The 23,169-nt window shown below is 70.3% G+C and carries 21 protein-coding genes and 1 pseudogene; 8 read left to right on the plus strand and 14 right to left on the minus strand.

Translation table 11 applies throughout. The annotated features are described in order from the left end of the window. Nucleotides 1-12 precede the first annotated feature (12 nt). The 3 genes from PV679_RS18810 to PV679_RS18820 form a co-directional block, all read right to left on the minus strand. Nucleotides 13-516, minus strand: coding sequence for a GNAT family N-acetyltransferase (locus tag PV679_RS18810; protein WP_319681457.1), 504 nt, complete (start codon nt 514-516; stop codon nt 13-15). A gap of 37 nt (nt 517-553) precedes the next feature. Beyond that, nucleotides 554-1,177 carry a sigma-70 family RNA polymerase sigma factor gene (locus PV679_RS18815; protein ID WP_319681458.1) on the minus strand — a complete coding sequence of 208 codons (624 nt, stop codon included), beginning with the start codon at nt 1,175-1,177 and terminating at the stop codon, nt 554-556. Nucleotides 1,178-1,252: 75 nt separating this feature from the next. Next, the gene (locus PV679_RS18820; RefSeq protein ID WP_319681459.1) at nt 1,253-2,407 is read right to left on the minus strand and encodes a glycerophosphodiester phosphodiesterase; all 1,155 of its coding nucleotides are present in this window, start codon (nt 2,405-2,407) and stop codon (nt 1,253-1,255) included. 180 nt (nt 2,408-2,587) lie between these two features. Here PV679_RS18820 and PV679_RS18825 point away from each other — a divergent pair, with 180 nt between their 5' ends. Continuing rightward, nucleotides 2,588-3,304 carry a lysophospholipid acyltransferase family protein gene (locus PV679_RS18825; protein ID WP_319681489.1) on the plus strand — a complete coding sequence of 239 codons (717 nt, stop codon included), beginning with the start codon at nt 2,588-2,590 and terminating at the stop codon, nt 3,302-3,304. Between the two features lie 19 nt (nt 3,305-3,323). On the opposite strand, the gene PV679_RS18830 is transcribed toward PV679_RS18825, so the two are convergent. Then, nucleotides 3,324-4,865, minus strand: coding sequence for an MFS transporter (locus tag PV679_RS18830; protein ID WP_319681460.1), 1,542 nt, complete (start codon nt 4,863-4,865; stop codon nt 3,324-3,326). Next, nucleotides 4,862-5,410 carry a TetR/AcrR family transcriptional regulator gene (locus tag PV679_RS18835; RefSeq protein WP_319681461.1) on the minus strand — a complete coding sequence of 183 codons (549 nt, stop codon included), beginning with the start codon at nt 5,408-5,410 and terminating at the stop codon, nt 4,862-4,864. Before PV679_RS18835 ends, PV679_RS18830 begins: the two co-directional genes overlap by 4 nt. A gap of 132 nt (nt 5,411-5,542) precedes the next feature. Between PV679_RS18835 and PV679_RS18840 the strand changes: the two genes are divergently transcribed. Then, entirely contained in the window at nt 5,543-6,049 is a 507-nt protein-coding gene (locus PV679_RS18840) for an HAD domain-containing protein (protein ID WP_319681462.1), read from the plus strand. Nucleotides 6,050-6,238: 189 nt separating this feature from the next. Here the strand turns inward: PV679_RS18840 and argH are convergent, their stop codons facing one another. Both argH and PV679_RS18850 read right to left on the minus strand, forming a co-directional pair. Then, nucleotides 6,239-7,672 (minus strand): argininosuccinate lyase, encoded by a 1,434-nt coding sequence (gene argH / locus PV679_RS18845; protein WP_319681463.1) that lies wholly within the window; start codon nt 7,670-7,672, stop codon nt 6,239-6,241. A gap of 82 nt (nt 7,673-7,754) precedes the next feature. Then, nucleotides 7,755-8,948, minus strand: a complete 1,194-nt coding sequence (locus tag PV679_RS18850; RefSeq protein WP_319681464.1) for an argininosuccinate synthase — start codon at nt 8,946-8,948, stop codon at nt 7,755-7,757. Nucleotides 8,949-9,113: 165 nt separating this feature from the next. Here PV679_RS18850 and PV679_RS18855 point away from each other — a divergent pair. The 6 genes and pseudogenes from PV679_RS18855 to PV679_RS18880 all read left to right on the plus strand — a co-directional run bounded on the left by PV679_RS18855 (nt 9,114) and on the right by PV679_RS18880 (nt 15,354). Beyond that, nucleotides 9,114-9,699, plus strand: a pseudogene (locus PV679_RS18855) (pyridoxamine 5'-phosphate oxidase family protein). A gap of 521 nt (nt 9,700-10,220) precedes the next feature. Further along, nucleotides 10,221-10,946, plus strand: coding sequence for a L,D-transpeptidase family protein (locus PV679_RS18860; protein WP_319681465.1), 726 nt, complete (start codon nt 10,221-10,223; stop codon nt 10,944-10,946). 118 nt (nt 10,947-11,064) lie between these two features. Next, nucleotides 11,065-11,784, plus strand: a complete 720-nt coding sequence (locus tag PV679_RS18865; RefSeq protein WP_319681466.1) for a GntR family transcriptional regulator — start codon at nt 11,065-11,067, stop codon at nt 11,782-11,784. Beyond that, nucleotides 11,781-12,788, plus strand: a complete 1,008-nt coding sequence (locus PV679_RS18870) for an ADP-ribosylglycohydrolase family protein (protein ID WP_319681467.1) — start codon at nt 11,781-11,783, stop codon at nt 12,786-12,788. The genes PV679_RS18865 and PV679_RS18870 overlap by 4 nt, the downstream gene beginning before the upstream one ends. 119 nt (nt 12,789-12,907) lie before the next feature. After that, a complete protein-coding gene (locus PV679_RS18875) occupies nt 12,908-14,374 on the plus strand; it encodes a purine-cytosine permease family protein (RefSeq protein WP_319681468.1) in 1,467 nt (488 codons plus the stop codon). Then, complete coding sequence (locus PV679_RS18880) at nt 14,371-15,354, plus strand: PfkB family carbohydrate kinase (RefSeq protein ID WP_319681469.1); 984 nt, start codon at nt 14,371-14,373, stop codon at nt 15,352-15,354. The genes PV679_RS18875 and PV679_RS18880 overlap by 4 nt, the downstream gene beginning before the upstream one ends. A 34-nt stretch (nt 15,355-15,388) precedes the next feature. On the opposite strand, the gene PV679_RS18885 is transcribed toward PV679_RS18880, so the two are convergent. The 7 genes from PV679_RS18885 to PV679_RS18915 all read right to left on the minus strand — a co-directional run bounded on the left by PV679_RS18885 (nt 15,389) and on the right by PV679_RS18915 (nt 22,986). After that, nucleotides 15,389-15,925, minus strand: a complete 537-nt coding sequence (locus PV679_RS18885; RefSeq protein WP_319681470.1) for an arginine repressor — start codon at nt 15,923-15,925, stop codon at nt 15,389-15,391. A gap of 7 nt (nt 15,926-15,932) precedes the next feature. Then, nucleotides 15,933-17,132: an acetylornithine transaminase gene (locus tag PV679_RS18890; protein WP_319681471.1), complete on the minus strand. Its 1,200-nt coding sequence runs from the start codon at nt 17,130-17,132 to the stop codon at nt 15,933-15,935. After that, nucleotides 17,129-18,061: an acetylglutamate kinase gene (gene argB, locus PV679_RS18895; protein WP_319681472.1), complete on the minus strand. Its 933-nt coding sequence runs from the start codon at nt 18,059-18,061 to the stop codon at nt 17,129-17,131. The genes PV679_RS18890 and argB overlap by 4 nt, the downstream gene beginning before the upstream one ends. Continuing rightward, on the minus strand, nt 18,058-19,212 hold the full coding sequence (gene argJ, locus PV679_RS18900; protein ID WP_319681473.1) for a bifunctional glutamate N-acetyltransferase/amino-acid acetyltransferase ArgJ: 1,155 nt from the start codon (nt 19,210-19,212) through the stop codon (nt 18,058-18,060). Before argJ ends, argB begins: the two co-directional genes overlap by 4 nt. Then, nucleotides 19,209-20,246: an N-acetyl-gamma-glutamyl-phosphate reductase gene (gene argC, locus PV679_RS18905; protein ID WP_319681474.1), complete on the minus strand. Its 1,038-nt coding sequence runs from the start codon at nt 20,244-20,246 to the stop codon at nt 19,209-19,211. The genes argJ and argC overlap by 4 nt, the downstream gene beginning before the upstream one ends. A gap of 82 nt (nt 20,247-20,328) precedes the next feature. After that, nucleotides 20,329-21,546, minus strand: coding sequence for a PP2C family protein-serine/threonine phosphatase (locus PV679_RS18910; protein ID WP_319681475.1), 1,218 nt, complete (start codon nt 21,544-21,546; stop codon nt 20,329-20,331). A 123-nt stretch (nt 21,547-21,669) separates the two neighbouring features. Further along, complete coding sequence (locus PV679_RS18915; protein WP_319681476.1) at nt 21,670-22,986, minus strand: cytochrome P450; 1,317 nt, start codon at nt 22,984-22,986, stop codon at nt 21,670-21,672. Between the last annotated feature and the right edge of the window lie 183 nt (nt 22,987-23,169).

The following is a 23,169-nucleotide window of genomic DNA, read 5'->3' on the forward strand; positions in this document are numbered from 1 at the left end:
CCGCGCGCCGGTTCAGGCGCTGGCCGCGTATGTCCCGGCGGCGGATCCCTTCTCCAGGGTGACGAGCCTCAGCCGCGGACCGACCTGTTCCGTCGACACCGGCGCGTAGCCCCGGCTGCGGTACAGACGCAGATTGCCCTCGCTGCGATGGCCGGTGAAGAGCTGGAAGCGCTTGGCGGCCGGCTCTCCCGCGAAGTGCGCCTCGATGGCGTCGAGGAGTCTGCCGCCGAGGCCGTGGCGCCGCATCCGTGGGTGGACGACGAGTTTCTCGATCCGCGCGGTGCCCGTCGCGTCGACGCTTCCCCGTACCGAGGCGACCACTTCGTCACCGAGGCGGGCCACCAGTCCGTGACCGCGGCCGAGTTCGGCCCTCAGGTCGTCGAGGGTCTGGGTGAGCGGCTCGATGGTGTAGTCGCCGTAGAGCTCCGCCTCGTTCTGATAGCACAGATACTGCAGCTTCAGGATGTGCTCCGCGTCCTGCGCGCTCGCCGCTGAGATGGTCACGCTCATGCCCATGTGTGCATGCCTCCCGCTCACTTGGTCCGCCGATTGTCTACCGCTCCATTCCCCTCGGTTCAGGAGCCGCAACCTCCGCGGCGAGCATTCTGCGCAGGCATCCCAGGCATCTTGAGCGCAATGGACCCAAAGTGCCCTGTGACATACCCAACTCCCCAGCGATTTCACGGTAGGTGGGATCCTTCGGCGACAGCATCGCGACCAGGAGACGCGGACAGCGGCCGGGAGTGCGCCGGACCGCCGCGCGGAGCGCGCGGCGCCGCTCGGAGCGGAGCGCGGCACGCTCCGGGTCGGATTCCGGGCCGGTGGCGGGCTCGACGCGGTACGGGCGCTCCCAGGCCGAGGCGCGGCGGGCACGGCGCGCCTCGGCCCGGACCACGTCCCGTACCCACCGCGCGAGGTCGCCCGGCGGTCCCTCGTCCTCGGTCCGCTCCAACAGCCGTACCCAGAAGGCCTGTTCGAGGTCGCCGGGCTCGGCGCCGGTCCCCGGCGCCTCGGCCGCCGCCTCCGCGCGCACCAGCGGCAGCAGTCCCTCGACGAGCGCCTCCCGGGCCGGGCGCGGGCGACGCGGCGCCGGGACGGACACCGCCGGCGGTCGCGGCGCGGCGGGACGGAGCAGGGTCGGGGTCCGTAGGGACGGGTTGGCTTCGACAAGCGTCATGACGGGCGGGACGTTCCGGCGGCGACCGCCGGTTGCTCCCCGGCCGGGCAGTCACCCGACCGGGGCACAGCGGAGTCAGCGGCTGACGAAGTCCGCCCGCGCCAGCAGACCCGTGTCCGGGTTGTCGGTGAAGATGCCGTCGATGCCCTGCTCGAAGTACCGCTTGAACGCGCCGAACGCGTCGCCGTACGCGTTCGGGTCCGTGCCGCGCCGGAAGTCGGCCGGCAGGAAGGTGTTCTCGTCGCGCAGTGTGTACGGGTGGAGGATCAGGCCCTTCGCGTGCGCGTCCCGCACCAGCGTGGTGGGCGTGCCCAGCTTGCCCGTGGCGTCCTTCGGGATGATCAGATCGAGCGTGGGACCGATGCCCTGCGCGAAGGACGCGATCCACTTCAGGCCCTCCGGCTTGACCAGATCGGAGACCGTGCGCGGGTCGTTCGCGGTCTTGAAGTCCCACGGCCGGGTGCCGGCGGCGTCGAGCAGCACGACGCGCGGCGAGGAGACCAGCTTCGCCATCCTCTGCATACTGCTCGGCTCGAAGGACTGCAGGAAGATCGCGGAGTCCTTGCGGTCACGCCCGTACCGGCGCAGCAGCTTGGCGAGGCGCTCCTCCAGGCCGAGGCCGATCCCGCGGAAGTAGGTGGGGTGCTTGGTCTCGGTGTACAGCCAGATCTTGCGTCCCCGGCGGCGGCCCTCGTCCTCCGCCCAGCGCAGCACCTCCTCGAACGTGGGAATCTCCCAGCGGCCGTCGTAGAGGGTGTTCCGCTGACGGTTGGCGGGGATGCGCTCCTTGGCCCGCAGCGTCTTCAGCTCGGCGAGCGTGAAGTCCTCGGTGAACCAGCCGGTGAGGCTGACCCCGTCGACGCTCTTGGTGGTCTTGCGGCCGGCGAACTCCGGATGGTCGGCGACATCCGTCGTGGCGGTGATGTCGTTCTCGTGACGGCACACCAGATGGCCGTCCTTGGTGGGCACCAGGTCCTGCTCGATCACATGCGCGCCGAGGTCGAGGGCGAGCTGGTACGAGCCGAGGGTGTGCTCCGGACGGTAGCCGCTGGCCCCGCGGTGGCCGACGATCGTGAGCGTGGGCAGGCCCGGATACGACGATCCGTGCCCGTCTCCCCGTCCCCGCTCGGCCGCCTGCGCCGCGGCGGGCAGCGCCATGGCCGCCGAGCCGAGCACCGCCGCACCCAGTACGGTCCGCCGTCCGGGCGTGTTCCGCGCACCCTGTGTCATGAACGCTCCTTGATGTGATGTCACGCACCTGCCAAGCGAGGCCCGAGCGTAGGCGGCCGCGCCCTCCGTACGGGAGACCCTGGGAGAACGCGCCGGAAACACATGTCAACGCCGTGTATCCGGTCGGTGAACTCGATGTGCGCGTGCCGCGACCCACGAGTATCGTCCTCACCTGCATGGATTTCGCCGGCCATCCACGACCGTCACACGACACCGGAGGACCCGTTGTCCCGCTTCGCGCTCATCAAGGCAGTGCTCGGACCGATCGTGCGCCTGATGTTCCGCACACGGGTGGAGGGCGCGGGAAACATCCCGGGAAGCGGTCCTGTCATCCTCGCCGGCAACCATCTCACCTTCATCGACTCGATGATCCTTCCGCTTGTCTGTGACCGTCAGGTCTTCTTCATCGGCAAGGACGAGTACGTCACGGGCAAGGGCTTCAAGGGCCGTCTGATGGCCTGGTTCTTCACCGGCGTCGGGATGATCCCGGTGGACCGCGACGGCGGGCGCGGCGGTGTCGCGGCGCTGATGACGGGCCGTCGGGTGCTGGACGAGGGCAATATCTTCGGCATCTATCCGGAGGGCACCCGCTCTCCCGACGGCCGGCTGTACCGAGGGCGTACGGGCATCGCGCGGCTGACCCTGATGACCGGCGCGCCGGTGGTGCCCTTCGCGATGATCGGTACGGACAAGCTCCAGCCGAACGGCACCGGCATGCCGCGCACCGGCAAGGTGACGGTGCGCTTCGGCAAGCCGATGGAGTTCTCCCGGTACGAGGGCATGGACCGGGACCGGTATGTGCTGCGGGCGGTGACGGACTCGGTGATGACCGAGGTCATGCTGCTGTCCGGCCAGGAGTACGTGGACATGTACGCCACCAAGGCGAAGGCGGCCTGACGCCCGCTGCGGCGCCGTCTCAGTGCTCGGCGCCGTCCTCCAGTTTCTGGTCGCGCAGCAGGAACCACGCGACCACCGCCGTGACCAGGAGCACCGCCGCGCCCACGCCTGACGCGAGGCGCAGACCGGCGGCGAAGGCGTCCTGAGCCGCGGCGAGCAGCGCCGCGGCGGAGGAGCCCGGGAGGCCGGCCGCGGCCTCGACCGCGCCGCCCAGGGATTCATGGGCGGCCGAGACCGCGTCCGCCGGGACACCGGGCGGGGCCGGGAAGTCCCGGTACACGCCGGTGACGACCGAGCCCAGCAACGCGATGCCGAGCGCCGCGCCCAGTTCGTACGCGGTCTCGGAGACGGCGGACGCCGCGCCGGCCTGTTCCCTGGGGACGCTGGAGAGGATCACGTCGGAGGTGACGGTGAAGGAGAAACCCGCGCCGACGCCGACGACCAGCAGCACCGCGCCCAGCAGCGGAAAGCCGGTGGACTGGCTGAGTCCGGTCAGCGCCGCGAGGGCCAGACCGATCGCGGCGAGGCCGCCGGCGACCACGGAGCGTACGGAGAAACGGCGAGCGGTCGCGCCGGCGACCAGCCCCGCCGCCACCGCGCCGACGGCCGCCGGCAGTTCCGCCAGGCCCGCCTCCAGCGGTGAGCGTCCCTGCACCAGTTGCAGGAACTGCGACAGGAAGAAGACCAGCCCGGACAGGCCGAGGATGGTCAGCAGATCGGCCAGCACCCCACCGGAGAAACCCCGGTGGTGGAACAGCCGCATATCGAGCAGCGGCGCGGTCAGTGTGAGCTGCCGTCGGACGAACCAGTGGAGCGCGACCGCGCCGGCCACGCCCGCCGCGGTGGCTTCCCAGCCCGGCCCGTGCGCCGCCGTCTCCTTGACGGCGTACACGACGCCGACGACACCGACGAGCGACAGCACCACGCTGGTCATGTCCCAGGGACCCGGCGCGGGATTTCTCGACTCGGGCAGCGTCCTGATGCCCACGATCACCAGGACCGCCATCACCGGCAGATTGATCAGGAAGACCGAGCCCCACCAGAAGTGCTCCAGCAGGAAGCCGCCGACGACCGGGCCGACCGCGGCGCCGGCGGAGGCCATCGCGCCCCAGATCCCGATGGCCAGACTGCGCTCCCTGGGATCGTGGAAGATGTTGCGGATCAGCGCGAGAGTGGACGGCATCAGGGTCGCGCCCGCGACACCCAGCAGCGCACGGGCGACGATCATCGTCTCGGGCGTGGCCGCGTAGGCGTTGAGCACCGAGATCCCGCCGAAGGCGACCGCGCCCGTCAGCAGAAGTCGCTTGCGGCCGACGCGGTCACCGAGGCTGCCCATCGAGACCAGCAGTCCGGCGATGACGAATGAGTAGATGTCGCCGATCCAGAGGAGCTGGGTCCCGGACGGCTTGAGGTCCTCGCTGAGGAATGGCGTGGCGAGGCCGAGTACGGTCGCGTCGACGGCCACCAGCAGCACGGCGAGGACGAGCACACCCAGCGCGATCCACCGCCCGGGGCGCGGGAGGAGCCGGCCGTCCGCCGCCGGCAGATAGGTGCTGGTCATGGCTTCACGCTCCGTCGTACTCCGCCGAGCAGCAGCTCGACGATCATGTACTGGAAATCCTTGGTGGCGACGCGCCCGTCCTGGACCGCCCAGGCACAGGAGCTGATCAGTCCGTAGAAGGCCTCCGTCAGCCAGGCGGGGCTGAGATCTATCCGGAACTCGCCCTGTTCCTGTCCGCGCCGGAAGAGCGCCGAGACACGGGCGTCGAGCCGGTTCCAGCCTTCGTCGACATCGCCCTCGAAGAGCTGGTTCTCGGTGACGAGGAAGCCGAGGAGTCCGGCGGCGGGCTCGACCTCGCCGACGAACCGGCGCAGCGCCTCGCCCGCCGGGCCCTCGTCGAGACGGGCCGCGTCGAGCGCGGTCTCGAACTCCCGGATGCCCAGCTCCTCCAGCGCCTTGACCAGCGCGTCGCGCCCGGCGAAGTGGCGGTGGAGCGTCGCACGCCCGATGCCCGCGGCGCGGGCGACCTCGTCCATGGTGGCGGTCGCCTTGCGGGTGAGGACGGCGGCGGCGGTGCGCAGCACCTGGTCACGGTTGACTGTCATGAGACGAACATAACCCGATCGAGACATTAACGTCTCATTCCATGCTCGCGCCACGGCGGTCGGTGAGCAAGGTGTCGCGGAGCGGCCCGGAAAGGACTTCCCAGCACCGGCCTCGGTGGCGATCATGGCGGAATGAAGCCACTGCTGCTGATCGATGTCGACGGACCGCTCAATCCGTACGCGGCTCCGGCGACGCGTCGGCCGGAGGGCTACGCGACGCACCGGATGCACCCCTCCGGATGGACGGAGACCCAGCCCCTGCGGGTCTGGCTCAACCCCGGGCACGGCACGGAGCTGCTCGCGCTCGCCGAGTGGTACGAGCTGGTCTGGGCCACCACCTGGAAGGGCGAGGCCAACGAGTGGATCGGACCGCATCTCGGGCTGCCGGAACTGCCTTACATAAATTGGCCCCAGATGCACGGAAAGGCCCCTCGCGGGACCTTCTGGAAGACTCAGTACATCCTGGAGTACGCGGCCGGACGGCCCTTCGCCTGGATCGACGACGACATCACGTCCTACGACCACGCGTGGGTCGATCAACGGCACCTGGCCGCCGCCCTGTTGCTGCACATCGATCCGCGCACCGGACTGACCCGGCCGGATTTCGACGCGCTCGCGGACTGGGCGGCGGCGCTGTAGCCGCCGCTCGCGCTAGGCCGTGTCTGACACATAGCGCCGTCCGCCCGGAGGGCGGGGCTCGCGGCGTCTGGTGCGTGCGATCCCAAGGCGGAGGATCATCCGTGTACTGGACGTACTCGGATGACTCCGACAACGCGGTGAGCGTGCGTGCCAGCCGTCGCAGGCCAGGCGGGATGTGTCAGACAGGGCCTACCGCTGCTTCCTGGCGTTCGCCCAGGCGTGCTGGATCACCAGGTCGGCCTTGACCTCGGCGAGCTGCACGGCCACCGCGGCGGGAGCCGTACCGCCGCGGCCGTCACGGGAGGCCAGCGCGCCCGGCACATTGAGCACCGACCGCACCTCGGGCGTGAGGTGCTCGGAGATCTTCGCGAACTGCTCGTCGGTCAGCTCGTCCAGCTCGATGCCGAGGCTCTCGCACTCCTTGACGCACTCCCCGGCGACCTCGTGCGCCACCCGGAAGGGCACACCCTGCCTGACCAGCCATTCCGCGATGTCGGTGGCGAGCGAGAAACCGGCCGGAGCCAGCTCCTCCATCCGCGCCCGGTTGACGGTCAGCGTGGCCATCATGCCGGTGAACGCCGGCAGCAGGACCTCAAGCTGGTCGCAGGAGTCGAAGACCGGCTCCTTGTCCTCCTGGAGATCACGGTTGTACGCGAGCGGCAGCGCCTTCAGCGTGGCCAGCAGCCCGGTCAGATTGCCGATGAGCCGGCCCGACTTGCCGCGCGCCAGCTCCGCGATGTCCGGGTTCTTCTTCTGCGGCATGATCGACGAACCGGTGGAGAAGGCGTCGTGCAGCGTGACGAAGGAGAACTCCTTCGTGTTCCAGAGGATGACCTCCTCCGCGATCCGCGACAGATTGACGCCGATCATCGCGGTGATGAAGGCGAATTCCGCCACGAAGTCACGCGAGGCCGTGCCGTCGATGGAGTTGCCCACGGAGCCACGCTCGAAGCCGAGGTCCGCGGCGACCGCCTCCGGGTCGAGCCCGAGCGAGGATCCGGCCAGCGCGCCGGAGCCGTACGGAGAGACCGCCGTGCGCTTGTCCCACTGCCGCAGCCGCTCCGCGTCCCGGGAGAGCGACTGCACATGCGCCAGCACATGGTGGGCGAAGAGCACGGGCTGCGCGTGCTGGAGATGCGTGCGGCCCGGCATCGCGACATCCGGGTGCGCCTCGGCGAGGCCGACCAGCGCGTCCTGGAGCCCGGCGACGAGTCCGCCGATGGTCCTGGCGTGGTCGCGGAGATACATCCGGAAGAGCGTGGCGACCTGGTCGTTGCGGGAGCGGCCCGCGCGCAGCTTGCCGCCGAGATCGGCGCCGAGACGCTCCAGCAGGCCGCGCTCCAGCGCGGTGTGGACGTCCTCGTCGGCGATGGTGCCGGTGAACGAGCCGTCGGCCACATCGGCTTCGAGCTGGTCGAGACCGGCCAGCATGCGGGTCAGTTCGTCCTCGGTGAGCAGACCGGCCTTGTGGAGCACTCGGGCGTGGGCGCGGGAGCCGGCGATGTCGTACGGCGCGAGCCGCCAGTCGAAGTGGACGGACGCGGACAGGGCTGCCAGCGCGTCCGAGGGGCCGTCGGCGAAACGACCGCCCCAGAGCCGGACATCACCGTTGTTGCTGCTCACTGCTGCTCCTCGGAGGGATCGGGAAGTACGACCGCCTCCCCGCCGCGGAGGAACGGGGAGGCGGCTGCCGTGCGAAAAGGGATCAGGCGAGGTCACGCCGTGCGGCGATCTTCGACGAGAGGCCGAAGATCTCGATGAAGCCCTGCGCCTTGGACTGGTCGAAGGTGTCACCCGAGTCATAGGTGGCGAGGTTGAAGTCGTACAGCGACTGCTCCGACTTCCGGCCGGTGACGACGGCCCGGCCGCCGTGCAGGGTCATCCGGATGTCGCCGGTGACATGCTGGTTGGCCTCGTTGATGAAGCCGTCCAGAGCGCGCTTGAGCGGTGAGAACCACAGGCCGTCGTAGACCATCTCGCCCCAGCGCTGCTCGACCTGCCGCTTGTACCGGGCCAGCTCGCGCTCGACGGTGACGTTCTCCAGCTCCTGGTGCGCGGTGATCAGCGCGATGGCGCCGGGCGCCTCGTACACCTCGCGGGACTTGATGCCGACGAGCCGGTCCTCGACCATGTCGATACGGCCGATGCCCTGGGCTCCGGCCCGCTCGTTGAGCTGCTGGATCGCCTGGAGGACGGTGACGGGCCTGCCGTCGAGGGCGACCGGGACACCCTCCTTGAAGGAGATGACCACCTCGTCGGCCTCGCGCGCGACGGCCGGGTTCTGCGTGTACTCGTAGATGTCCTCGATCGGCGCGTTCCAGATGTCCTCCAGGAAGCCCGTCTCGACGGCGCGTCCGAAGACGTTCTGGTCGATGGAGTACGGCGACTTCTTGGTGGTCGCGATCGGGAGGTTCTTCTCCTCGCAGAAGGCGATCGCCTTGTCACGGGTCATCGCGTAGTCGCGGACCGGGGCGATGCACTTCAGGTCGGGGCCGAGCGCGGAGATACCGGCCTCGAACCGCACCTGGTCGTTGCCCTTGCCGGTGCAGCCGTGGGCGACGATACCGGCGCCGTGCTTGTTCGCGGCGGCGACGAGGTGCTTGACGATCGTCGGCCTGGAGAGCGCGGAGACCAGCGGATAGCGGTCCATGTAGAGGGCGTTGGCCTTGATCGCCGGAAGGCAGTACTCCTCGGCGAACTCGTCCTTGGCGTCCGCGACCTCGGCCTCGACCGCACCGCAGGCGAGCGCGCGCTTACGGATGACGTCCAGGTCCTCGCCGCCCTGGCCGACGTCCACGGCGACGGCGATGACCTCTGCGCCCGTCTCCTCGGCGATCCAGCCGATGGCGACGGAGGTGTCCAGGCCGCCCGAGTAGGCGAGTACGACGCGCTCGGTCACGGGTATCTCCTTACGGTGCATTCACTGACGGGTATAACTATGCAGTGCACCGTATTGTTTTGTCAACGCGCTCCGGTACGGGCGGCGCGCGGGGGCGGCGCGCGGGGTCGCTCCATCCGCTGAGATCCCTGTCGTCCCTGGTCGCGGGCGCGGATAATCCATGGCATGGGAAAGCGCTACGAACGGATCGACGGCCGCATTCGTACCTTCATCGAGCAGCAGCCCGTCTTCTTCACCGCCACCGCGCCACTGGCGGACGACGGCCATGTCAACCTCTCGCCCAAAGGGCGCGCCGGAACGCTTGTCGTACTCGACGAGATGACCCTGGCCTATCTCGACTTCGGCGGCAGCGGCGCCGAGACCATCGCCCATCTGCGGGAGAACGGCCGCATCACGCTGATGTGGTGCGCGTTCACCGGACCGCCGAAGGTGCTGCGGGTGCATGGCCGCGGCGAACCGATTTTCCGCGACGATCCGCGCTGGGCCGAGTACATCCCGCACTTCAAGGACGCCGACGGTCCCTCGGCCCGCGCCATCATCCTGATCCACGCGCGGCGCAATCGGTGACGCCTGCGGCTTCGCCGTCCCTTTCATGGACTACCGGGAGGAGCGCACCCAGCACGCCGAGCACTTCGCCAGGAAGTCGGACGAGGAGTTCGCCGCGTACTGCGAGAAGAAGGACCACGTCGGGGTGAGTCTGGACGGTCTGCCCGCGCTGCCGCTGCCTCTTCCGTCGCGAACGGACGCTTAGGCCGTGTCTGACACATAGCGCCGTCCGCCCGGAGGGCGGGGCCCGCGACGTCTGGTGCGTGCGGTCCCAAGGCGGAGGATCATCCGTGTACTGGACGTACTCGGATGACTCCGACAACGCGGTGAGCGTGCGTGCCAGGCGTCGCAGGCCAGGCGGGATGTGTCAGACAGGGCCTGGGCCTCTCGTTTGGATCTCGCCGGGCTCGCGTGCCCCGGCACCGCGCCTCGCGGCGTTGGCGGCGGAGGACGGAGCCGACGCTCCGCGCGGACGCCGGGCCGGACGTGGCCGCTCCGCGCATTCGGCCCAGGACCGCCCGGCGGATTTCGGACACCGCCGGGCGGCGTCCGGAGGCGGGCGTCGCACAGCGGAGAATCGCCGTCGTACGGGCCGTGCCGGCGCGATCGCACGGCGGGACGGGTGCGGTCCTGACGGCCCGGTACGCTCGCCGATCCGCCGGACGGGTCCCTGCGGGACAACCGGCCGGGAGGCCGTGACGGCGTTCCCGGCATACGGTCCGGACCATGCGTACCGCTCTCGCCCTCGGCCTCGTCCTGCTCGCCGTCCTCACCGGCACGACCGTGTCTCCGGCGGTGCCGTCCGCCCGGGCCGCGTCGGCGGCGGCGCCGCTTCCCGACCGGATGGCGGACACCGGCGGCGGAAGCCAGCTCATCACCGCGGAGGCTCCTCGCGCCGGAGCGACCAGGGGCCGGGTGACCTGGTGGGACCTGCGCCACGGCGACTGGGTCGCGGTGGGGTCGGCCGACGCGCGCTTCGGCGCCGGCGGGCTGGTCCGGGGCAGCGAGCGCGTCCAGGGCACATCGACCACACCCACCGGGCTGTACGCGCTGCCGTACGCCTTCGGGACGGCGCCGGAGCCCGCCGGCACGGCATACGGCTACCGCCGCGTGACGGAGGAGTCCTGGTGGTGCCAGGACAATGAGGCGCAGGCGTACAACCGCTGGGTGGAGGGGCTGCCCGCGGACTGCCGCGCGAGCGAGTCCGAGCGGCTGGCCGACTACCGGGACCAGTACGCCCACGCGCTGGTCATCGGCTTCAACTACGACCGGCCGGTGCGCGGCCGGGGCGCCGGGATCTTCCTGCATGTCAACGGTGACGGTGCCACCGCCGGCTGTGTGTCCGTACCGGCCGAGGCGATGCGCCACATCCTGGCCTGGGCGGATCCGCTCCGCGCTCCGCACATCGCGGTCGGGACACCGTCGGGAGCCACGGCCATCACGCGCTACTGATCACGGACGCGTCCGGATTCGCGGCCCGGACACGGAGGACCGCGCGGAGGAATCACGCGCGAAAGAATTCCGTTGCGGACTATGGACCCGGGGAGCGGTATCCACTTACTGTTCATACATGCCTGGACAGGTACACAAGCATCATCGCATCGCACGCGTTCTCGCCGACGAGATCCGCTCGGGCGTCCACTCCGACGGCAGCCGGCTGCCCGGTGAGCACGCGCTCACCCAGCGGTTCGGCGTCAGCCGCACGACTCTGCGGCAGGCGCTGCACGTCCTGGGCGAGCAGGGCCTCATCTCCACGCACGCGGGCATAGGCTCCTTCGTCACCTTCGACGGGACGCCACTGGACAGCCGTCTCGGCTGGACCCAGGCGCTGGCCGGACAGAGCACCGAGCTGACCACCGAGGTCCTCCGTTTCGAGGCCGTCACCGACCCGGAGCTGGCGGAGGAGCTGGGTCTGGAGTCGGCCGGCTTCATCGCGCTCGACCGGGTCAGACGGCTGGCCGACGGACAGGGCGTCTCGCTCGAACACAGCAAGGTGCCCGCCGTGGGAGAGCTCGCCGGGCTGCCCGAGCAGGGCCTCGACGGCGGCTCGCTGAACAAGGCGCTCATCGCAGCGGGCCGTGTCACCGACTCCGGCGAGGGCCTGGTCTCCGTCCGTGGGATCGACGCCGCGGAGGCCGCCGTACTGCACCGCTCTCCCGGCGAGTCCTTCCTTCATCTGGCCCAGGTCTACCGGGCCGCCGACGGTACGGTCGTCGAGCAGGTCAGCAGCCTGCTGGACCCGGCCCGGTTCCAACTGCACCTCCGCTCGGGCCGAGGAGGCCACCTGTGACCGGCCTGCTCGACCGCGCGCTCGGCGCGTACTACGGACTCGCTCTCGGCGACGCGCTGGGCATGCCCACTCAGGTGATGTCCCGGGAGGACGTCGTACGGGTCTACGGCACCCTCACCGGATTCGAGCCGGCACTTCCGGACAACCCGGTCAGTGCCGGTATGCCGGCCGGATCGGTCACCGACGACACCGACCAGGCCGTCATCGTCGGCAGGCTGATCGTCGAGGGACACGGCCGGATCGACCCGCTGCGTCTCGCCCAGGAACTCCTCGCCTGGGAGAAGGAGATGAAGGCCAAGGGCTCCTTCGATCTCCTCGGCCCGTCGACCAAGGCCGCACTGGACGCCGTCGCGCGCGGTGTTCCGCCGGAGGAGGCGGGCAGATACGGCACGACCAACGGCGCCGCCATGCGTGTCACGCCGGTCGGCATCGCCTTCGCCGCCGAGCCGGCGGCGGACTTCCTCGACCATGTGGTGGAGTCCTGCCAGGTCACCCATGACACCACCGTCGGTATCGCGGGCGCGGCGGCCGTCGCCGCGGCCGTCAGCACCGGCGTCGGCGGCGGCACGCTGGACGAGGCCGTCGCGGCCGCCGTCGCCGCCGCGCGGGCCGGAGTCCGGCGCGGGCACTGGATCGCCGGCGCCGATATCGCCTCCCGGATCGAGTGGGCCGGTGAACTGGTGCGAGGGCTGCCCGAGGCGGTCGCGCTGGACCGTATCTGCGCACTCGTCGGCACCAGCGTCGCCAGCCAGGAGTCGGTGCCCGCGGCCTTCGCCGTGCTCGCGATGACCGGCGGCGATCCATGGCGCAGCGCGCTGCTGGCCGCCAATCTCGGCGGTGACAGCGACACCATCGGCGCCATCGCCGGCGCGGTCGCCGGGTCGGTGGCCGGGCTGGCCGCGCTGCCGGCCGACGCCGTCCACACCCTCCGTACCGTCAACGGTCTTGAGCTGGAGCCGCTGACGGCGGACCTGCTCGAACTCCGCCGGGACCCGCCGCGCTGAGCCCTGCCCGCCGCCGCCAGCCGTACTCCGCTCCGCGACTCCCTGTCCGCTGAAACGTTTCTTCTGATCATCACACCCGTCCCCGCCTGCCACTTCGCATCATGCAAGGAGGTTCCGTCATGACCGCTTCGACGACGAACGATCGCGTCGGCGCCATGGAGACCCGAGGCATTGAGCCGGTCCCCGACAACGAACGGCACGGCCACGCCGGCCAGATGTTCTGGACCTGGTTCGCCGCCAACATCAGCATCCTCGGACTGCCGCTCGGCGCCACTCTCGTCGCCTTCCGCGGGCTGAACATCTGGCAGGCGGCACTGGTCGCCGTCGTCGGAGCCTTCGGCTCCTTCACCCTGGTCGGTGTGCTCAGCCTGGCGGGCAAGAAAGGCGGCGCGCCCGCGCTCACCCTGTCCCGCGCTGTCTTCGGGCAGCGCGGCAACGCGGGTCCGACGCTGATCACCTGGATGAGCCGGGTCGGCTGGGAGACGATCACGACGACCACCGCCGCGTACGCGCTGCTGGCGCTGCTCGGCATCGTCTTCGACGTCGGCCGTAACACCGTCCTGACCCTGCTCTGTCTGCTGGTCTTCATCGTCTGCACGCTGCTGATCAGCGGTCTCGGCCATGCCACCATCATGTGGATCAACAAGTGGGCCACGGTCGTCTTCGGCGTTCTCAACCTCGTGGTGATGGGCTTCCTGGTGGCGACCGTCGACTGGAGCGAGGTGCTCGACGCTCCGGCGGGACCGACCAGTGGAGTCGTCGCGGGTATCGGCTTCATCGCCGCCGGTACCGGTATCGGCTGGGCCAACGCCGGCGCGGACTACGCCCGCTATCTGCCGCGCGAGATCCCGGGCCGCCGGCTGGTCGTCGCCTCCGCGTTCGGCGCGGGCATCCCGCTGGTGCTGCTGATCTCGCTCGGTTCACTGCTGTCGGCGGACGATCCGACGCTCGCCACCTCGGCCGACCCGGTCGCCGCCATCAACGCGATGCTGCCGTCCTGGATGGCGATCCCTTATCTGATCGCGGCCTTCGGCGGGCTGCTGATGTCGAACCATCTCTCCACCTACTCCGCCGGGCTCACCATGATCACGCTGGGCCTGCGGGTGCCGCGTCCCATGGCCGTGGCTCTGGACGTGGTGCTGATGTTCGCCGGCGGCATCTACTTCATGCTGATCGCCAAGGACTTCTACGGTCCGTTCTCCACCTTCCTGACCCTGCTCGCGGTGCCCATCTCGGCATGGGCCGGCGTGATCCTGGTGGACTCGCTGCGCGGCCGTACGTACGACTCCGAGGCGCTGATGGACACCAGCCGCACCAGCCGCTACTGGTACTCGCGCGGCTTCCATCTGCCGGCCGTCCTCGGCTGGGCGGCGGCCATCGTGGCCGGTCTGCTCTTCACCAAGGCATCGACGAGCGCCACCGACGTCTGGTTCGCGGGCCCGCTCTCCGACACCTGGCTCGGTGTGAACGGCCTGGGCTGGGCCGTCGCGATGGCTGTCGGAGCGGCTGTGTACGCGCTGTCAGGCCACCGGAGCGGAACGGCGCCCGTCTCCTCCTCTCCGGCGCTTCAGGAGGCCGGACGATGAGCCGTCGGGAGCCGGGCCGCCGGCTGGTCCTCGCCGGGAATGTGATCGCCGATCTGGTCATCGAGATTCCGGCGCTGCCCGAACGCGGCGGTGATGTGATCGGCTCGCGTACGGAACTGACGGCGGGCGGTGGTTTCAACACCCTGGTCGCGGCCCGCCGCCTCGGCACGGAAGCCGTCTTCGCCGGGCTGCACGGCACCGGACCGTACGGCGATCTGGTGCGCGAGTCGCTCGCGGCGGAGGACATCGGGACGCTGCTGCCGGTCCGGAAGGACGGCGACACCGGATTCACCGTCGCTCTGGTCGACGGAGGCGGCGAACGCACCTTTGTCACCAGTTTCGGCGTCGACGCCCGGCTGACCGAAGCCGAAGTCGCCCGCGTCGCCGGGCGGTTGAGACCCGGTGATCTGGTGCAGCTCTCGGGTTACGGCCTGGTGATGCCGGTCAACGGCCCGCTGCTGTCCCGTTTCACGACGGAGCTGCCGGCGGACATCACCGTCTGCTTCGATCCGGCTCCGCTGGTGGCCGACATTCCGGAACAGGTCATCGCGCCGGTACTGGCCCGTACGGACTGGCTCAGCGCCAACGCCCGTGAGGCGCGGCTGATGACCGGCCACAAGGATCCGCGCACCGCCGCGACCGCGCTGCGGAAGCGGCTGACGCCGGGCGCGGGAGTGCTCGTACGGGCGGACAAGGACGGCTGCTGGCTGGCCGCGCCCGGTGAATCGCCGGTGCGTGTGCCGGGCTTCCCGGTCCGGGCCGTGGACAGCAACGGCGCGGGCGACGCCCATGTCGGCGCGTTCCTGGCCCTGCTGGGCCAGGGACACGATCCGCTGACGGCCGCGCGCGGCGCGAACGCGGCGGCGGCCTTCGCGGTGACCCGCCGTGGCCCGGCGACCGCGCCCGGCCGCGCGGAGCTGGTCTCGTTCCTCGGCGAGGACCCTCTGGCGGAGCGGCTGTTCGGCGCCGGTCCGTCCTGACACACCGTCAGAGGTGGCCTTCGCGCGGCGGTGTTCAGCGGTCGTTCTGAGCCAGCTTCAGCAGATGGTCCGCGAGGGCCTGGCCGCCCGCCGGGTCGCGGCTGATCAGCATCAGGGTGTCGTCTCCGGCGATGGTGCCGAGGACATCGCTCAGTTCGGCCTGGTCGATGGCCGAGGCGAGGAACTGGGCCGCACCCGGCGGCGTCCGCAGGACGACGAGATTGGCCGAGGCCTCGGCGGAGATCAGCAGTTCACCGGAGAGCCGGCGCATCCGCTCCTCCTTCGCCGAGCCGCCGAGCGGGGCGTGCGGCGTGCGGAAACCGCCCTCGCTGGGGACCGCGTAGATCAGCTCGCCGCCCGTATTGCGGATCTTCACCGCGCCCAGTTCGTCCAGGTCGCGGGAGAGCGTCGCCTGAGTGACGCTCAGCCCGTCGTCCGCGAGCAGCTTCGCGAGCTGGCTCTGCGAGCGCACCGGCTGCCGGTTGAGGATGTCCACGATCCGGCGATGGCGGGCGGTTCTGGTCTGCGGCACGGACTGCCCGCCGTGCTCGGTGTCCTGGGCCTCGGTCATCGTCGTCTCATTCTCCGGATCGTCCGTCCCCGTGGATGCTGTCGAGAATGCCGGGCAGCGCCTTCAGCAGCGTGTCCACCTCGTCGTCGCCGATGATCAGTGGCGGCATCAGCCGCACGACATCGGGAGCGGGCACGTTCACCAGGAGACCGGCGTCCTGAGCCGCCTGCTGCATCTGCGGCGCGAGCGGCTCGGTGAGCACGATACCGAGAAGCAGACCGGCGCCACGGACATGCGAGACCAGCGGATGGCCGAGCGCCTCGATACCGTCCCGCAGTCTCTCGCCGAGACGCTTGACCTGGTCCAGACGTCCGTCGGCGGCGAGCGTGTCGAGTACGGCGAGTCCGGCGGCGCAGGTGACCGGGTTGCCGCCGAACGTCGTACCGTGCTGGCCCGGCAGCAGCAGATCGGCGGCCTCGCCGAAGGCGACCGTCGCACCGAGCGGCAGCCCGCCGCCGAGTCCCTTGGCCAGGGTCACGAGGTCGGGCTCCACGCCCTGGTGGGCCTGGTGCTCGAACCAGTGGCCCGTCCTGCCGATCCCGGTCTGGACCTCGTCCAGGACCAGCAGGGTGCCGGTGGCACGGGTGATCTCGCGGGCGGCCTCCAGATAGCCGCGAGGCGGCACGACCACACCCTTCTCACCCTGGATCGGCTCGATGATCACGAAGGCCGTGTCCTCGGTGACGGCGGCCCGCAGTGCCTCGGCGTCTCCGTACGGGACATGGCTGACATCGCCGGGCAGCGGCAGAAACGGATCGCGCTTGGCGGGCTGGCCGGTCAGCGCGAGCGAGCCCATGGTCCGGCCGTGGAAACCGCCGTCGGTGGCGACCATGTGCCGTCGTCCGGTCAGCCGGCCGATCTTGTACACGGCTTCATTGGCCTCGGCGCCGGAGTTGCAGAAGAACACCCGGCCGGGCCGGCCGAAGAGCTGGATCAGCCGCTCGGCGAGAGCGAGCGGCGGCTCGGCGACATAGAGGTTGGAGACATGGCCGAGCGCGGCGATCTGCCGGGACACGGCCTCGACGACAGCGGGATGGGCGTGGCCGAGCGCGTTCACCGCGATACCGCCGACGAAGTCGGTGTACTGGTTGCCGTCGGCGTCCCAGACCGTGGCGCCGGACCCGCGGACGAGAGACAGCCCCGGCGTGCCGTAGTTGTCCGTCATGACGCCGCGCCAGCGCTGTACGAGCTCCTGATTGCCGGTCACTTCGCTCCCCCTTCGGATGCGTGCGGTTCTTCCGGTACGCCGCCGCCGTCGGGCACGACCATCGTGCCGATGCCGTCGTCGGTGAAGATCTCCAGCAGGATCGCGTGCGGGACCCGCCCGTCGATCACGCGGGCGGTGCTGACGCCGTTGCGTACGGCGAACAGACAGCCTTCCATCTTCGGCACCATGCCGGCGGACAGCTCGGGCAGCAGCTTCTCCAACTGCGTGGCGGTAAGCCGGCGGATCACGTCATCGCTGTTGGGCCAGTCCTCGTACAGCCCCTCGACATCCGTGAGGACCACCAGTGTCTCGGCGCCCAGCGCCGCGGCCAGCGCGGCGGCCGCGGTGTCAGCGTTGACGTTGTAGACATGCCCGTCGTCGGCGCTGCGCGCGATGGAGGAGATGACCGGGATCCGGCCGTCCGCCAGCAGCGCCTCGATGGCGCCCGTGTCGATCGCGGTGATCTCGCCGACGCGGCCGATGTCGACCGCTTCGCCGTCGATCAGCGGACGGTGCTGGGTCGCGGTGATGGTGTGCGCGTCCTCGCCGGTCATGCCGACGGCGAGCGGACCGTGCTGGTTGAGCAGGCCGACCAGTTCACGCTGCACCTGTCCGGCCAGCACCATGCGTACGACGTCCATGGCCTCGGGTGTGGTGACCCGCAGACCGGCCTTGAACTCGCTGACCAGGCCGTGCCGGTCGAGCTGGGCGCTGATCTGCGGGCCGCCGCCGTGCACGACGACCGGCTTGAGGCCGGCCTGCCGCAGAAAGGCGACGTCCTGCGCGAAGGCGGCCTTGAGGTCCTCGTTGACCATGGCGTTGCCGCCGAACTTGATGACGACGGTCCTGCCGTTGTGCCGGGTGAGCCAGGGCAGCGCCTCGATGAGGATCCGCGCCTTGGGCAGGGCGGTGTGCTTGCGGGTGGTCATGAGCTGTACGCGCTGTTCTCGTGGACGTACTCGGCGGTCAGATCGTTGGTCCAGATGACGGCCGACTCGGTGCCCGCGGCCAGATCGGCGGTGATCCTCACCTCGCGGTAGCGCATGTCCACGAGATCGCGGTCCTCTCCGACCGAGCCGTTCTTGCAGACCCAGACGTCATTGATGGCGACATTGAGCTGGTCGGGCTCGAAGGCGGCGCCCGTCGTGCCGATGGCGGAGAGCACCCGGCCCCAGTTGGCGTCCTCACCGTGGATGGCGCACTTGAGGAGGTTGTTGCGGGCGATGGAGCGGCCCACCTCGACGGCGTCGTCCTCGGTCGCGGCGTTGATCACTTCGATCCGGATGTCCTTGGACGCGCCCTCGGCGTCGCCGATGAGCTGACGCGCGAGGTCGGCGCAGACCGCCCGGACGGCCTCGGCGAACTCGTCGTATCCGGGTGTGACACCGGACGCTCCCGACGCCAGCAGCAGCACGGTGTCGTTGGTGGACATACAGCCGTCGGAGTCGGTCCGGTCGAAGGTGGTACGGGTGGCCGCGCGCAGCGCCGTGTCCAGCGCCGGTGCCTCGATGTCGGCGTCGGTGGTGAGGACGACGAGCATGGTGGCGAGGCCCGGTGCGAGCATGCCCGCGCCCTTGGCCATACCGCCGACGGTCCATCCCTCGCCGCCCGCGACGGCGGTCTTGTGGACGGTGTCGGTGGTCTTGATGGCGATGGCGGCCTTCTCGCCGCCGTGGGCGGAGAGCTCGGCCGCGGCCTTCTCGATCCCCGGCAGCAGCTTGTCCATCGGCAGCCGCAGGCCGATCAGTCCGGTCGAGGCGACCGCGATCTCACCGGCACCGCCGCCGCCGAGGACCTCGGCCGCCTTCTCCGCCGTGGCGTGGGTGTCCTGGAAGCCCTGTGGTCCCGTACAGGCGTTGGCGCCGCCCGAGTTGAGCACCACGGCGGTGATCTCGCCGCCCTTGACGACCTGCTCGGACCAGAGGACGGGCGCCGCCTTGACGCGGTTGGAGGTGAAGACGCCCGCGGCGGCGCGGCGCGGACCGTTGTTGACCACGAGGGCCACATCCGGGTTGCCGTTCTCCTTGATCCCGGCGGCGATGCCCGCCGCCGTGAATCCCTTCGCTGCGGTGACGCTCAAGGTGCCACTCCGATCGTGGAGAGTCCGGTGTCCTCGGGAAGTCCGAGGGCGATGTTCATGCTCTGTATCGCGCCGCCCGCGGTCCCCTTGGTGAGGTTGTCGATGGCGCTGATCGCGATGATGCGGGCCGCGGACTCGTCGTACGTGACCTGGATCTGTACGGCGTTCGAACCGTAGACGGACGCCGTGGCGGGCCACTGTCCCTCGGGCAGCAGATGGACGAACGGCTCGTCCGCGAAGACCTTCTCGTACGCGTCCCGTACGTCCTGGGCCGTCGTGCCCGGCTTCGCCTTGGCGGAGCAGGTGGCGAGGATGCCGCGCGGCATCGGTGCGAGGGTGGGCGTGAAGGAGACGGTGACCGGCTCTCCGGCCGCCTCGCTGAGGTTCTGGATCATCTCGGGAGTGTGCCGGTGGCCGCCGCCGACGCCGTACGGGGTCATGGAGCCCATGACCTCGGAACCGAGCAGATGCGGCTTGGCCGCCTTGCCGGCGCCGGAGGTCCCGGAGGCGGCGGTGATCACGGCCTCGGGCTCGGCCAGGCCGGCCGCGTAGGCCGGGAAGAGCGCGAGCGAGACGGCCGTGGGATAGCAGCCGGGCACCGCGACGCGCTTGGACCCCTCCAGCGCGGCGCGGGCACCCGGCAGTTCTGGGAGGCCGTAGGGCCAGGTGCCGGCGTGCGCGGAGCCGTAGAACCGCTCCCAGTCCGCCGGGTCCTTCAGCCGGAAGTCGGCGCCCATGTCGATGATGAGGACCTCGTCACCGAGCCGCTCGGCGACGGCAGCGGACTCACCGTGCGGCAGCGCGAGAAAGACGACATCGTGCCCGGCGAGCACTTCGGGTACGGTCGGCTCCAGGACGCGTCCGGCCAGCGGCAGCAGATGGGGCTGGAGCCCGCCGAGTCGCTGGCCCGCGTTCGAATTGCCGGTCAGGGCGCCGATTTCGACGTGGGGATGAGCGAGCAGCAGTCGGAGCACTTCACCGCCCGCGTATCCGCTCGCTCCCGCCACCGCCGCGCGTACCGCACCTGCCGCCATCGAAAACCCTCCTCGGTAGTGGCATGACTATACGTTTCGCCGCAGCTTTATGCAATGAAGTGGGCGCGACCGTCCGCCGGGACTACGGCCGGCGCGCCGAGGGCGGAGGCGGTTGGCCGGCGAGCGGGCGGTGGCTCCTGAAGGAATCGGCCGAGCGCCGGGCCTCGTGGAAATGCTGCTGCGCCGGGGTCCGTTCGATGGCCAGGAGGACGGCGTCGTCGGCGAGATGCCGGCCGGTGTGGCTGAGCAGATCGCGGTGGATGTGGCGCACCAGGGCAGCGGGACTGGACGCGGCGAAGGACGCGACCCGTTCGGCGAGCGGATAGAACGCTCCGGTCGGCGAGCGGGCCTCGATGACACCGTCGGTGTAGAGCAGGAGGGCGTCGCCGGCTTCGAAGGTGAACACGTCGGTGCGGAAACTCGACACGGGCGGTACGCACACGCCCAGCGGCGGCGCGGTGCTGAGGGAGTGCAGGACCCGGACCTCGCGGCCGCGCACCAGCAGCGGCGGCGGATGACCGCAACTGATCATCTCGGCCCGCGAGTCATGGTCCGGGATGTCCAGCACGAGTGCGGTGACGAAGTGTTCGCCCGGGTCGTGCTCGGTGTTGGCCACCTCATCGACGCTCCGGCTGACACTGTCCTCCAGTGCCGCCACGAGCTCGGACAGTGCGGTGCACCGGTGAGCGCCCTCCCGGAAGGCGCCCAGCACCACGGACGCCTCGCCGATGGCGTCCAGCCCCTTGCCCCGTACATCGCCGATGATCACTCGGCTGCCGCCGTGAGCCGTACGGGTGACCGCGAACAGGTCGCCGCCGATCTGGGTCTCGTCCTCGGCCGTCAGATACAGCCAGGCCACCCGCAGCGGCCCGACCCGCTGGGGCGGCGGCCGCAGCAGGACCTGCTGCGCCGTCTCGGCCACCGATCTCAATCGGTTCAGCTCCCGGCCACGCCGCTCGCGCACCAGACAGACCACGACCACCAGAGCGGAGAGAACGGCCAGCGCGATGATCTGCGCGATGTGATTGGTCGTGGTCAACCCGCCGTGGAACACGCCGATCACGACCTGGGCGGCCACCGCCAGAGCGCCGATCAGAGCGGTCAGCCGGGGCCCGCCGAAGGAGGCGGCCAGTGCGGGCGCGACCACCAGCAACGGACCAAGATGGACATCTTCCGGCGTATTGATGTCGATCACGGTGATCACCGCGATCAGCACGAGCGGAATCGCCACCAGCCCGCGACCCAATGGGTGCTCCAGGAGGCGATCCGCGAACAAACGCCAGTAGCCCATTCGTTCCATTTACTCCTTCATCTGTCCATTTACTCCTTTATCCGCGCTGACCGCTACCTCGCGGACACCCGTCACCGAGGAGTCCTGCGCCGAGCGCCGGCTCACGGCCGAGCACGGTGCGCCGCGCTCCCGTCAGGCGTCCCAGCGCACCGGCAGCCGGCGCAGTCCGCGCAGCAGACTCGGCCGCCAGTCGGGAGGGCTCGCGGCCTTGTCCAGCGCCAGGCCGGGAAAGCGCTCGAAGAGGGCGCGGAGCGCGATGGTGGCCTCCATCCTGGCCAGCGGCGCGCCCAGGCAGTGGTGGATCCCGTGACCGAAGGCGAGATGACCGCGGGTCTCGGCCGGGTCGCGGCGGATGTCGAACCTCTCCGGCGCGGTGAAGCGGGCGGGGTCACGGTTGGCCGCCGCGAGTGAGAGCACCACGGGTTCGCCGGCGGGAATACGAGTGCCGGCGAGCGTGACGGGCTCGGCGGTGTAGCGGTAGGCGGTGGCCGGCACGGGCGGCTCGTACCGCAGCACCTCCTCGACGGCGCCCTCCAGCAGCGTCCAGTCATTCCGCAGCGCGGCGAGCTGTGCCGGGTGCCGCAGCAGCAGATGCACGGCGCTGGAGATCAGATTGACGGTGGTCTCGTGGCCGGCGACGAGCAGAAGGAAGGCCATGCCCAGGAGTTCTTCGGTGGAGAGGCCGTCGCCGTCCTCGTCGGCCGAGCGGACCATCGCGTACAGCAGGCCGTCGTTCCGACCGGCACCGGCCACTGCCGGACGCATGCCCTCGATGAGGCCGGTCAGGTATCCGGTCATCTCCCGGGCCGCGGCGGTCGCGGCCTCCGGGTCATTGGCGGCGACCATCTCCGTCGACCAGGCGCGGAAGGCGTTCCGGTCGGCGTCGGGAACGCCCAGCAGTTCACAGATGACGGTGATCGGCAGCGGAAAGGCGAGCGCCTCGACCAGGTCGGCGCGGCCCTCGGGAGCCATGGCGTCCAGGAGCGCGTCGGTGATGTCCCGCATGCGCGGTCGGAGCGACCGGATCCGGCGGCCGGTGAACTCGGAGGCGACCAGGCGACGCAGCCGGGTGTGGTCGGGCGGATCGACCTGGAGCATATTGCGGCCGATGGCGTAGCCACCGTCGCTGTCCCAGTCGCGGGAGTGGCGGATGTCGTTACGCAGCCGTGGATCGGCGAGGGCCGACCGTACGGTCTCGTGACCGACCACCATCCACAGCTCCGCGAAAGGAGTGCGGACGCGGCGGACAGGGCCCCCGGCACGCAGCTCCGCCAGGCGTGGATACGGGTCGGCGGTGAATTCCTCGGCGTCGACGACGAGTTCTTCGACGACTGTCGGAATCGCGCCGTACGGCTCTTCGGGAACTCCGGAAACTTCGGAAACTCCGGGAGCTTCAGGAACTCCGTGGTCTTCGGGCTCTTCGGAAACCCGGACGGGCTCGATGGACATAAAGGCCTCCCCAGCAGGCGAGCGAAGTCGGCGGGACCAAATGGGGAGCACTCCCCACTTGGAGTGACGGCGCCACTCTAGCATCAACCGGGGAGCACTCCCCACTTGTTTCGGCCGGCCCGGCGGACCCGCGCGATCCGCCGGGCACCTCAGGGCCCGGCCGGGCCCGGAGGGCTGCCGGTA

Origin of the sequence: Streptomyces sp. AK02-01A (assembly GCF_033795305.1) — a bacterium.
Lineage (GTDB): Bacteria > Actinomycetota > Actinomycetes > Streptomycetales > Streptomycetaceae > Streptomyces.